Raw genomic sequence first — 9576 nt, 5'->3', positions numbered from 1 at the left:
CTCGGCGGGTCCGGCCGGCCGGGTCGCGCGCCGTGAGCCGGCGTCGCCCCGCCCGCCATCGCCCCGTGCACCGGCATCGCCTCGTCGCTCGGCCTCGCCTCGCGGTGCGAGGCTGTTCCGCTGGTCGGAGCGGAGCAGACGGTCGTCGTCGCCCTCGGGGCGGAACACCCCGTGCGGCGACCGGCGGAGGGGCGGCCGGACGGGCTCACCGCGGCGCTCCTGACCGGGCAGCGGGCGGGAGCGACGGCCGTAGAGCAGCTCGGACGAGTCGAGCAGCCACGGCACGAGCGCGACGGTGACGCCGTGCACGAGCAGGAGCTTCTTCCGGATCCGGCGGCCCCGGTGGTTGTGGAGGAGGTTCTCCCACCAGTGGCCGACGACGAACACCGGCGTGTACACCGTCACGACCTCGGAGCCGTGCTCGGCGCGGTGGGCCTTGATGTACTTGATGAGCGGCATCGAGATGTCGCGGTAGGGGCTCGGGACGATCGTCAGCGGGACCTCGATGCCGTGCTCGGCCCACTGGTCCCGGAGTCGTGCGGCCTCGGCGTCGTCGATCGCGACGTGGACCGCCTCGAAGCTCGCGTGCTTCGCGGCGATCGCGTAGTCGAGCGCCTTGAGCACCGGCTTCTGCAGCTTGTTGACGAGCACGATCGCGTGGTCGCCCGTCGCACCGAACTCGGTCTCCTCGTCGGCCGCGATCTCGTGGGACACGTCGCGGTAGTACCGGTTCACACCGAGCATGAGGACGAAGAGCACGGGCATGATCACGAACACGAGCCAGGCGCCGTGCGTGAACTTGGTGATGGTCACGATGACCAGGACGACGAAGGTGAAGCTCGCGCCGACGGTGTTGATGAGCCGCGAGCGCACGACCTGTCCGCGGTGCACCGGCTCGGTGGCCGTCCCCGCGCGGTCCTCGCGCAGCAGGCGTGTCCAGTGCACGACCATGCCCGTCTGGCCGAGGGTGAACGACACGAAGACGCCGATGATGTACAGCTGGATGAGACTGGTGACGTTCGCCCGGTAGACCACGAGCAGGGCTGCCGCGACGAGCGCCAGCACGATGACGCCGTTCGAGTAGATGAGCCGGTCGCCGCGCGTCGACAGGGCCTTCGGCGCGTAGGAGTCGCGCGCGAGGATCGAGCCGAGCAGCGGGAAGCCGTTGAACGCCGTGTTCGCGGCGAGGAGCAGGACGGCCGCGGTGGTCGCCTGGACGACGAAGAACAGCACCGAGTCGTTCCCGAACACGGCGGCGGCGATCTGCGCGATGAGTGAGCGCTGCGGGGTGCTCGCGCAGTCGGCGAAGCCCTGCAGGTCACAGGCGCGCTCGGCGTAGTGCACGCGGGCGACGAGCGCGAGTGTGATCAGCCCGACGAACAGGACGATCGCGATGCCGCCCATCGCCACGAGGGTCTTCTGGGCGTTCTGGATCTTCGGGCGGCGGAACGCCTGCACGCCGTTCGCGATCGCCTCGACGCCGGTGAGGGCCGAGCAGCCCGACGCGAAGGCCCGCAGGAGCAGCAGCACGAACGCCGCCTGCGTGGTGTGCTCGACGTTCTGCACGGTGTACTGCGCCGACTCCGCGACCGGGGCGTCCCCGCCTGCCACGCGGACGAGTCCGGTCACGACCATGACGAACACCGACGCGACGAACAGGTAGGTCGGGATCGCGAAGGCCTTGCTCGACTCCCGGACGCCGCGGAGGTTGACGGCCGCGAGCAGCACGACGAACAGCAGCGCAAGCTCGACACGGAACTCGTCGAGGAACGGCAGCGCCGAGATGATGTTGTCCACACCCGAGGCCACCGACACGGCCACGGTCATGACGTAGTCGACGAGCAGTGCACTGGCGACGACGAGTCCGGCCTTCTCGCCGAGGTTCCGGTGCGCCACCTCGTAGTCGCCGCCGCCCGACGGGTACGCCTTGATGAGCTGGCGGTAGGACGCGACGACCACCACGAGCAGGAGCACGACGAGCGCGGCCACCCACGGGGCGAAGGTCAGGAACGCCATGCCGCCGAGCAGCAGGATCATGAGGAGCTCCTGCGGCGCGTACGCCACGGAGGAGAGTGGGTCGCTCGCGAAGATCGGCAGTGCCAGGTGCTTCGGGAGGAGTTGTCCCTCGAGCTTCTCGGAGGGGAGGGGATCCCCGATCAGTCGCGCCTTCAGCGACCGGATCTCGTTCGTCACGAGCGGCAAACCTACTCATTTCGGACCCGGAGTCAACACGACCGGGCCGCCCGGTATTCCGCCTCCCGGCGCATCCGGTCATCCTGAGACGACCGGAAGGGTTGTCGTTGACGCAGCGTCAACCCTTACCGTATCGAGCATGAGCGATCGGACAGACAGCGCAGGGGTCACTGCGAAAGCCCCGCACACCATCGCCGACGTGGCGCGTTCCGCGGGTGTGTCCAGTCGGACCCTCCGGCACTACGACGCGATCGGTCTGCTGCGCGCCTCGGCGGTCGGCGACGGTGGGCTCCGACGCTACGACGACCGCGCGCTCGTGCGGCTCCAGCGCATCCTGCTGCTCCGCGGCCTGGGGCTGGGGCTCGCGGAGATCGCCCGCGTGCTCGACGGTGAGCAGGACGACGTCACGGCACTCCGGGCGCACGTCGCGTGGCTCGAGCAGGAACGCGACCGGCTCGCCCGGCAGCTCGCTGCCGTGCGCACCACCATCACGAGGATCGAACGAGGAGACGGCATGACCGCACAGGACACCTTCGACGGGTTCGACCAGACCCGGTTCAAGCAGGAGGTCGAGGAGCGCTGGGGCGCCGAGGCGTGGCAGCGCGGACAGGAGTGGTGGACGTCGAAGGACGCCGCCGCGAAGGATGCGTTCCAGGAGGAGCAGCGGGCGATCGCCCAGGACGCGGCCGCGCTCGCAGCCTCGGGCGACGGGCCGTCGTCGACCGGCGGGGCTGCACTCGCCCGCCGGCAGCTCGCCTGGCTCGGGCAGGCGCCCGGACCCGCCGTCACCGCCGAGCGGTTCCGCACGCTCGCGGACATGTACGTGCACGACGAGCGCTTCACGCACGCCTACGAGTGGGCGGGCTCGGGCGCTGCCCGCGCCCTCCGCGACGCGATGCACGCCCTGGCGGACGCCGGCGAGGTGTGACGAGGTTCCGGCCCGCGGAACCGTGCTCCGGACACAGCACCGCAGGAGAGCGTGGTGCTGTGTCCGGAACCTGGTTCCGGCGAGCGACGGGGGGACGGGCCGGCCGGGAGGCGCGGTGTGCGCCCGCCCCGCCGGCGCGGCCCCTCGGAGATCGCGTCCGCTTCCGTCGCTCCTGTCAGAGGGAGCGGCGCAGGGACTCGAGGCCGTCGCGCAGACGGGTCACCGTGTCCGCCGTGAGGGTGCCCCGCGTCGCCTGTCGCCGGAGGTCCGCCCGGACCTGCTGCCGGAACGACGACAGGACCATCTCGACCTCGCGCAGCGCGCTGGCCCCCGCCGTCGGGACGTCGACCGGCTCGTCGGCCGTCTGCCCACGCGGGGCCTGGGCGCTCGCCGCGAGGTCGGCGCGGAGGGACCGCATCGCCTCGCCCACCGAGGCGCGGACGCCGTCGGCGAGGGACTTCACCGAGTCGGTCACACCGTCCTCGAGCGCGTCGACCTCGGCGGCCCGGGCGTCGAGCTCGGCACGACCGGCGTCGGTGATCGCGTAGACCGTCTTCCGGCCGTCGGCGGTCCCCGTCACGAGGCCCTCGTCCTGGAGCTTCGCCAGCCGGGGGTAGACGGTGCCGGCACTCGGGACGTACGTGCCGCCGAACCGGTCGCCGAGCGCGGTGATGACCTCGTACCCGTGCATCGGGTGGTCGGCCAGCAGGACGAGGAGGTAGAGGCGCAGGTGGCCGTGCGCGAAGACCGGGCTCATGCGGGCACCTCGCCGTCGGTCGTCGGGGTGGTGGCGGCCCCGTCGGCGACGGGCGGGGCGTGGAGCACCGCGATGTCGCCGGAGACGGAGTTCACCTTGAGGTCGAGCCACTGCCCGGAGAGCTCGCCGCCCTGCTTGACGTACGAGCCGCGCACGCCGCGGATCTCCGAGTCGTCGAACTGCAGCTTGCCCGAGGCCGTCGAGACCGTGCAGCGGTAGGGCACGCCGTCCTCGAGCCGGACGTTGACCGAGCCGGAGACCGTGTTGACGCGGGCAGCGTCCGGGGTGCCGTGCAGGTCGAGCACGACGTCGGCGTTCACCCCGTCCGCCTGGAACCGCGGGATCGACCCGGTCGCGACGACGTCGCCCGACACGGTGTGCACCGTGAGGGCGCCGTCGAGGTCCCGCACGGTGGTCGTCCCGGAGACCGCGTTCACCGTGACGTCACCGGCGACCCCGTCCACGACGACGTCACCGGACACCGTGTGGAGCGTGGCACCGCGGTTCGTGCCGGAGAGGAGCGAGCCGGCCGACACGACGCCGAGCGTCACCGGGACGTCGCGCGGCACGAGGATGCTCACGTCGGCCTGGGCCCGGCCGCGGAACGACTTGAGGAACCCGATCGGGTCGTCCCACCGGATCTGCGGGTGGTCCACGGTCAGGGTGTCCCCGTCGACCTCGACCATGAGGGGCTTGCCGGAGACGCTGTGCACCTCCACCCGGGCGGTGGGTTCGTCGTGCGCGACGACGTCGACCTGGCCCCCGACGAGCCCGACCTTCAGGCGTCGGACGATGCCGGTGTCGATGACCTTGGGCTCCTCCACGAGCCACTTCTCCTGCGCCATGTTGCCTCCTGGAACTCGCGATGTATCGCGTCTGGTGAGAACACGATACATCGCGAGTCGCGCACGGAGCAAGGTTTCCTTCAGGAGGTGACCCGCGCCTCCAGGCCGGGGCCCGACGCCGACGGAGGGGGCGGCGGTGCGGCCGCCGCGGTGGCGAGCCGCGTGCGCTCCGGACTCCACGGGAAGCGGCGGAAGAGCGGCATGAGCGGCTGCACCATCGGACCGATCGCGAACGCCGCGATGACCGTGCCCGCACCGACGTCCCCGCCGAGCAGCCAACCGACGATCACGACCGTGACCTCGATGACGGTGCGGGCGACCCACAGGGGCCAGCCGAAGCGCTGCGACACGCCGACCATCAGCCCGTCGCGCGCTCCCGCCCCGAACCCGGCGCCGATGTAGAACGCGGTCGCGACGGCGAGGAGCAGCAGCCCCGCGACGAACAGGCCGATGCGGGGGAGCAGGCCGTCCGGCGCCGGGACCAGCCAGAGCACGAGGTCCGCCGAGGGGCCGATCGCCAGCGCGTTGAGCAGCGTCCCGATGCCCGGCTTCTGACGCAACGGGATCCAGAACAGCAGGATGACGCCGCTGGACACCACGGTGATGACGCCGAACGACCACGGCACCACGTGCTCGAGTCCCTCGGTGAGCACCGTCCACGAGGCCACGCCCACGACGGCCCGGACCTGGAGCGCCGTCGACGCGCCGTAGAGGAACAGTCCGACCGCGAGCTGCGCGAAGCGGAGGGTGAGGGCGGGGGTGCGGGGCATGCTCCGATCGTCGACTGGATTGGCCTGCTGGTCGAGGGCCAATCGCGCTACCGTGGACCCATGACGCCCGTCCTGCTCAGTGCCCGGTCCGCAGCACTCCTCCTCACGGACTGGCGCACGGGCACCGACACCGCCGCGTACGAGGCGCTCTCGGACGCCCTCCGGGTCCTCGCGATCGACGGTCGGATCCCCCAGGGCGTCCGGCTCCCCGCCGAACGCGGGCTCGCGGAGGCGCTCGGCGTCTCCCGCACCACCGTGGCGAACTCCTACGCCCGGCTGCGGGAGGACGGGTTCCTGGTCTCGGTCCGCGGGTCCGGCAGCGTCGTGCGCCTGCCGCGCGACCTCGTCGGACGACCGGACCCCGAACGGCTCGGCGGCGTGGTCGGCGGCGACGTGCTCGACCTCCGCAAGGCCGCACTGCACGCGGCGCCGGGCATCGCCGAGGCCGTCGAACGGGCGGTGCGGCACGTGCCCGCGGCGCTCGCCGGGATCGGGTACGACACGGTCGGGGACCCCGGGCTCCGACAGGCGATCGCCGACCGGTACACCGCGCGGGGCCTGCCCACCGAGCCGTCGCAGGTCGTCGTCACCATCGGCGCGCAGCACGCGATCGCCCTGTTGGCCCGGGTGCTCGTCCGGCGCGGGGACGCCGTGCTCGTCGAGTCCCCGACCTACCCGCACGCGCACGAGGCCTTCCGCGAGGTCGGCGGTCGGCTCGTCGGGGTGCCCGTCGACGCCCGCACCGGATGGGACACGACCGTGCTCGAGCACACGCTCCGACGGACGGCCCCGTCGGTGGCCTACGTCATGCCGGCCCTCCACAACCCGACCGGCGCCACGATGACACCCGATGCCCGCGACCTCCTCGTGTCGGTCGCCGCCTCGGTCGGGACGACCGTCATCGCGGACGAGACGATGGGGGAGCTCCGCATCGACGGTCCCGCCGCGACGCCGCTCGCCGCGGCGTCCGACGACGTCGTCATGATCGGGTCGGCCGACAAGGTGTTCTGGGGTGGGCTCCGCATCGGCTGGATCCGTGCACGGCCGGCGCTGCTCCAGCGTCTGCTGCTCGCCCGCCCGACGGGCGACCTCGGCACGCCCGTCCTCGACCAGCTCGTCGCGCGCGAGCTGGTTCCGCGGACCGAGACCGTCCTGGAGGAGCGGCGCGCGTACCTGGCGCAGGCCCGCGACGACGTCGTGGGCGCGTTGCGCACGCGGCTCCCCGAGTGGGACGTGCCCGCACCGGCGGGCGGGTTGACGACCTGGGTGGGCCTCGGGCGGCCGGTGTCGAGCGCGCTCGTCCTCGCCGCGCGGGCCGAGGGGGTCGTGCTCGCCTCCGGTGGGGTGTTCGGCCCGGACGGCGGGTTCGAGCGGTTCCTGCGGGTGCCGTTCACGATGCCCGCTGCCGACCGCACCCGGATGGTCGACGTGCTGGAGCGGGCCTGGGCACGGGTCGGTGGCGAGGCTGTGGGGCCCCGCGGATCGCTCGCAGCCGTCGTCTGACACGCGGGATCATCCCTCCGGTGGAGGCCGTGCGTCCCTGCGGGTGATGCGTGCTCGTCCGTCGAGCGCGATCGTGGACGACATGGAAGCGATCAGGGAGCCCAGGACCTCCGACGACGCCGTGTCCGCGACCGCAGCCGCTCCGGGCGCCGAGGGACACGTCCCGCCGGCCGCGCGCCTGTCGATCGCGTCCGGACTCGCCCTGTTGGCCGGGATGCTCTGCTCGTTCGGGCAGGCCGTGCCCGGGCTCGGCGTCCTGTCGAACTCCGCGGGGCCCTGGTTCGTCGTCGCGGCACTGCTCGTGCTGCTCGTCGGACAGCACCGTCGCCCGGCGCTCCCGATGGTGCTCGGCGTGGTCTTCCTGCAGCTCATGCACGTCGGGTACTGGGCGACCACGAACCTGCGCGGGTACCCGGACGTCCTGTCGGTCACCAACCCCTGGGTCCTGCTCGGGGTGCCGGCCGGGCTCCTCGCCGGCGCCGTGGTGTGGGCGCTGCGGTCCGCTCCGGCTCCGTTCGGCGCTGCCGCGGCGGGTGTGAGCGGTGCCGTCCTGGTCGGTGAGGGCGTGCGGGGCCTCCTGCAGGTCGCGGCCACGACCGGCACCACGTTCTGGACGGCGGAGATCCTCGCCGGTGTCGTCGTGGTCGGCGCCGGGGTGCTGACCGCCCGGACGCCGCTCACCCGCGTGGTCGCGCTCGGGACGGGGCTGCTCGGGGCGATGGGCGTCCTCGGCGTCTACCTGTTGCTCGGCTGAGCCTGACGCGCGTCGGGCCTGCGAGGATCGGACAGTGCACCTCCTCTCGGTCTTCAGCATCCGGAACCGGTCCCTCATCGCGCTCGTCACGATCGTCGTCGCGATCTTCGGCGGGATCTCGCTGACGAGCCTCAAGCAGGAGCTGATCCCGAGCGTCGAGTTCCCCCAGGTCGCCATCGTGAGCGCCTACCCCGGGGCGACGCCGGAGGTCGTGTCGAACGACGTCTCGACGAAGATCGAGCAGGCGATCCAGGTCGTGCCGAACCTCGAGTCCACGAGTGCGACCTCGTCCACCGGGCAGAGCGTCGTGTCCGCGTCCTTCGACTACGGCTCGAACCTGGCCAGCGCCGAGGACAAGATCCAGACCGCCGTCAACGCGCTGTCGCTGCCGGACACCGTGCAGACGCAGATCGTGACCGGTTCGTTCGACGACCTGCCGGTGCTGCAGCTCGCGGTCACGGGGGAGGGCAACCAGGAGCAGCTCGTCGACCGGCTGAACGCCACGGCCGTCCCGGACCTCGAGAAGCTCGACGGCGTCCGGCAGGCCGACGTGTTCGGCAACCCCGGGCGCCGGGTCGTGATCACGCCGGACCAGGACGAGCTGGCCGCGAAGGGACTCACGTCGCAGTCGATCTCGGACGCCCTCAGCGACAACGGCACGCTCATCCCCGGTGGCACGATCACCCAGGACGGGAAGACGCTGTCCGTGCAGACCGGCGAGCGCATCGCGTCGCTCGAGGACATCGAGGCGCTGCCGCTCACCGCGTCGTCGAGCGGCAGCTCGTCCGGGTCGGGTGACAGCTCGACCGGATCGAGCGCCGGGACCGGTGGGGCCGCCAGCGGTCAGACCGCGAGCGGCGGTGCGGGCGCAGCCGGGGCCTCGGGCGCGACCAGCACGACGAGCGGGAGCGGAACGGCGGGCGGGAGCGGTGCCTCCAGTCCGACCACCGGCGCCACGGGCGCGACCGGCGCGGCCACGACCGCGACGACGCCGACGAAGCTCGGGGACGTCGCGAAGGTCGCCATCGAGGAGTCGCCGCGCACCTCGATCAGCCGCGTCGACGGCAAGACCGCGCTGACGATCGCGATCACGAAGACCCAAGAGGCGAACACCGTCGACGTCTCCGAGACGGTCAAGAAGGCCCTCCCGGACATCGAGTCGAAGGTCGCCGGCGACCCGAAGTTCACGGTCGTGTTCGACCAGGCGCCGTACATCCAGCAGTCGATCGACTCCCTCGCTGAAGAAGGCCTGCTCGGCCTCGGGTTCGCGGTGCTCGTGATCCTGGTGTTCCTGCTGTCGGTGCGGTCGACCCTCGTCACGGCGATCTCGATCCCGACGTCGGTGCTCCTCGCGGCGATCGGCATGCGCGCCGCCGGGTACACCCTCAACATCATCACGCTCGCGGCACTCACCATCGCGATCGGTCGCGTGGTCGACGACTCGATCGTCGTCATCGAGAACATCAAGCGGCACATGCAACCAGGGGTCGATCGGTCCCGGGCGGTGCTCGACGCCGTGCGCGAGGTCGCCGGTGCGGTCACTGCCTCGACGCTGACGACCGTCGCGGTGTTCCTGCCGGTCGCGTTCGTCGCGGAGTTGGTCGGCGAGCTGTTCCGGCCGTTCGCGCTCACGGTGACGATGGCCCTCGTGGCGTCGCTGCTCGTGTCGCTGACCATCGTGCCGGTGCTCGCGTACTGGTTCCTCCGCCCGCCGAAGACCCACCCGCACGCCGAGGCTGGCGCTGCTGCCGCCGACGGGACGCCCACGGAGGCGACCGCTGCCGGTTCCGGCACGGCCGCGGCCGCGGGCGCGGGCGCGCCTGCGG

8 protein-coding genes are annotated in these 9576 nt (G+C 72.2%); 4 read left to right on the top strand and 4 right to left on the bottom strand.

The window, feature by feature from the left end; translation table 11 throughout:
* Window positions 1–2202: APC family permease (locus ACSW7Y_RS13755; protein WP_438126819.1), on the bottom strand; the 2202-nt coding region annotated here is incomplete at its 3' end.
* Window positions 2203–2332: 130 nt separating this feature from the next.
* Between ACSW7Y_RS13755 and ACSW7Y_RS13750 the strand changes: the two genes are divergently transcribed.
* Window positions 2333–3121 carry a MerR family transcriptional regulator gene (locus tag ACSW7Y_RS13750; protein WP_438126818.1) on the top strand — a complete coding sequence of 263 codons (789 nt, stop codon included), beginning with the start codon at window positions 2333–2335 and terminating at the stop codon, window positions 3119–3121.
* A 175-nt stretch (window positions 3122–3296) separates the two neighbouring features.
* Here ACSW7Y_RS13750 and ACSW7Y_RS13745 read toward each other — a convergent pair whose 3' ends face one another.
* The 3 genes from ACSW7Y_RS13745 to ACSW7Y_RS13735 all read right to left on the bottom strand — a co-directional run bounded on the left by ACSW7Y_RS13745 (window position 3297) and on the right by ACSW7Y_RS13735 (window position 5493).
* A complete protein-coding gene (locus ACSW7Y_RS13745) occupies window positions 3297–3878 on the bottom strand; it encodes a PadR family transcriptional regulator (RefSeq protein ID WP_438126817.1) in 582 nt (193 codons plus the stop codon).
* Window positions 3875–4723, bottom strand: coding sequence for a DUF4097 family beta strand repeat-containing protein (locus tag ACSW7Y_RS13740; protein ID WP_438126816.1), 849 nt, complete (start codon window positions 4721–4723; stop codon window positions 3875–3877). The genes ACSW7Y_RS13745 and ACSW7Y_RS13740 overlap by 4 nt, the downstream gene beginning before the upstream one ends.
* Window positions 4724–4803: 80 nt before the next feature.
* Entirely contained in the window at window positions 4804–5493 is a 690-nt protein-coding gene (locus ACSW7Y_RS13735) for a YczE/YyaS/YitT family protein (RefSeq protein WP_438126815.1), read from the bottom strand.
* A 60-nt stretch (window positions 5494–5553) separates the two neighbouring features.
* Between ACSW7Y_RS13735 and ACSW7Y_RS13730 the strand changes: the two genes are divergently transcribed.
* From ACSW7Y_RS13730 to ACSW7Y_RS13720, 3 genes are all read left to right on the top strand, one after another.
* A complete protein-coding gene (locus ACSW7Y_RS13730; protein ID WP_438126814.1) occupies window positions 5554–6996 on the top strand; it encodes a PLP-dependent aminotransferase family protein in 1443 nt (480 codons plus the stop codon).
* Window positions 6997–7078: 82 nt separating this feature from the next.
* On the top strand, window positions 7079–7750 hold the full coding sequence (locus tag ACSW7Y_RS13725) for a DUF6518 family protein (RefSeq protein WP_438126813.1): 672 nt from the start codon (window positions 7079–7081) through the stop codon (window positions 7748–7750).
* Window positions 7751–7784: 34 nt separating this feature from the next.
* A partial coding sequence (locus tag ACSW7Y_RS13720) for an efflux RND transporter permease subunit (protein ID WP_438126812.1) occupies window positions 7785–9576 on the top strand: 1792 nt, incomplete at its 3' end.

Source organism: Curtobacterium flaccumfaciens, assembly GCF_051548005.1.
Taxonomy (GTDB): Bacteria; Actinomycetota; Actinomycetes; order Actinomycetales; family Microbacteriaceae; genus Curtobacterium.
Note: the sequence above shows the minus strand (reverse complement) of the source record. Positions and strands in the feature narration are given on the sequence as shown.